The organism is Klenkia terrae, assembly GCF_900491935.1.
GTDB classification, from domain to species: domain Bacteria; phylum Actinomycetota; class Actinomycetes; order Mycobacteriales; family Geodermatophilaceae; genus Klenkia; species Klenkia terrae.
In genome coordinates, this window is sequence record NZ_UEXK01000005.1 from 1 (window position 1) to 2,141 (window position 2,141).

At 73.5% G+C, this 2,141-nt stretch carries 2 protein-coding genes; one reads left to right on the forward strand and one right to left on the reverse strand.

Annotated features, from left to right (window positions below; genetic code table 11):
* Positions 1–211: 211 nt before the first annotated feature.
* Positions 212–1,087 carry a hypothetical protein gene (locus LFA75_RS23465; protein WP_225236132.1) on the forward strand — a complete coding sequence of 292 codons (876 nt, stop codon included), beginning with the start codon at positions 212–214 and terminating at the stop codon, positions 1,085–1,087.
* Here the strand turns inward: LFA75_RS23465 and LFA75_RS23470 are convergent.
* On the reverse strand, positions 1,053–2,141 hold a 1,089-nt coding region (locus LFA75_RS23470), incomplete at its 5' end, for an HNH endonuclease signature motif containing protein (protein ID WP_225236133.1). The genes LFA75_RS23465 and LFA75_RS23470 overlap by 35 nt on opposite strands.

A 2,141-nucleotide genomic window follows, 5' to 3' on the forward strand; every position in this document is an offset into this window, starting at 1 on the left:
CCTCCCTTCCGGCGGTGATCATGGGGTTGTGGCTCGTTCGACACGCGTGGACGGCGCGTCGATCGCGCACAAGCCCATGATCGACAGCAGGAACGCGCGGGGGTAGCACGGGCGCAGCCCGGGCGGGGGTGGACATACACATCTGCCTGGGGTGTCCACAGATGTCTGCTCGGCCGGTGGGTCCTGCGGCTCCGCGCGCAGGGTCGGCCGGGTGCAGCACTTCCCGGGGACATACACGTGGAGCGGGGCCCGTGCGGCCGGGATGAGCCGTCGGCAGATCGAGGCCGACGGGGTCCGGCTGGGGCGGGGCGTCTACCTGTCCCGCGGCGAGACCGAGGACCTGGCCACCCGCTGCCGGGCATGGGCGCCCGTCCTGCCCGAGGGAGGAGCGTTCGGCCTGCAGACCGCAGCCGCCCTGCTCGGCGCCCCGGTCGACCCGCCGGATGTGGTGCGGGCGGTCGTGCGGCCCGACCGCCTGGTCCCCCACCGGAGCGGGCTCACCGTCGTGCACCGCGACCTCCGACCGGAGGACGTCGTCGAGATCGACGGGCTACCGGTGACCTCGGGGTCGCAGACCTTCCTCGACCTCGCCCGCTGCACCCGGCCCGACGAGCTGGTGGCCGTCGGCGACGCCCTCTACCGACTCGGCCACCTGGACGCCGACCGGCTCGAGCAACGGCTGGACCGTGCCGAGGGACTGCGGGGCGTCGTCCGGGCGCGGGCCTGCGCGCCCCGGCTCACCCCGCTGGCCATGTCCCGGCCGGAGAGCCTGGTCCGCTGCTGGATCCTGGACAGCCCGCTGCCCGACCCGGAGCCGCAGATCCCGATCGAGAACCGCTTCGGCGTCGTCGTCACCCACGGCGACCTGGGGTGGCGGCGCTACCGGCTGGTGCTGGAGTACGAGGGCGGCGGCCACGCCACCCAGGAGAAGCTTGACTCCGACGTCGAACGCCATTCCCTGGCCGCCGCCGACGGCTACCTGGTCCAACGCTTCGCCAGGAAGCACCTGGCGAGGCCGGCCGTGCTCCTCGACAGGGTGGAAGCCGCCCTGCTCAGCCGAGGCTGGCGACCCCCACCCCGTCGGTGATCATGGGGTTGTCGCCCGTTCGACACGCGTCGACGGCGTGTCCACCGCGCACAACCCCATGATCACCGCCAGAGAGGGGCGGGCGGGTGGGTACGTCGACCTCGACCACGCCATCCCCTGCGACCGCCACGACCCCACCGCCGGCGGCCCGGCGGGCGGCTCGTTGTTCGGGGGTGGGTGAGCGGAACCGCTTGGGGGTGGGTCCCAGGAGGTCGGTGAGGGTGTCGAGGTGGGTGGGTGTCGACATGTCGACCTCGGCGATGCCGGAGGGTCTGGTGGTGCGGGTGCGGCCACCGGGCGGTGTCACGTGCAGGGTGCCGTCGGGGTCCATGGCGAACACCCAGCCCGGCGCATGGGTCTTCAACCGGTGGTGCCTGCGGCACAGGCACACCAGGTTCGTGACGCATGTCGGGCCGCCGGCGGTGGGGTCGTGGTGGTCGTAGGGGATGGCGTGGTCGAGGTCGACGTACTCGGCTGGTCTGCTGCAGCCGGGGAATCGGCAGTGCTGGTCCCGCGCTTTCACGAACCGGGTCTGTGCTGCGTTCGGTTCGTAGTCGGCGATCCGGGGTGGTGGTCCGAGACCGGTGCCGCGGCGGAGGGCGGCGCGGGCTTCGGCCGGTGAGGTGAGCGCGCGGAGTCGGCCGGTGGTGTCGAGGATCTCGAACCACACGTCCCCGCCCTGGACCCGACCACGGGCACCGGAGGCCAGGAGCGCGTCGTAGCGGGCCAGCAGCTCGGCCACCGCGACGGGGGACACGGGCAGCCCACCGATCGCACCCACACCAGAGCCGGCAGCTGCTCCGTCCAGGGTCGCGACGGGCGTGTCAGCAACGCCGGCCGCGCCGTTCACGCCGACGGCGTCGATCTCTCCGTCCACGCCGTCCACGCCGACGGCGTCGGTCGCGCCCTCCACGCCGACGGCGTCAGTCGCCTCGTCCACGCCGTCGTCCACGCCGTCGTCCACGTCGTCGGCGTCAGTCGCCTCGTCCACGCCGTCGGCGTCGGGCGGGGGTTGGTCTGCGGGCGGGTTGGTCAGCGGGCCGAGGTCGTCGAG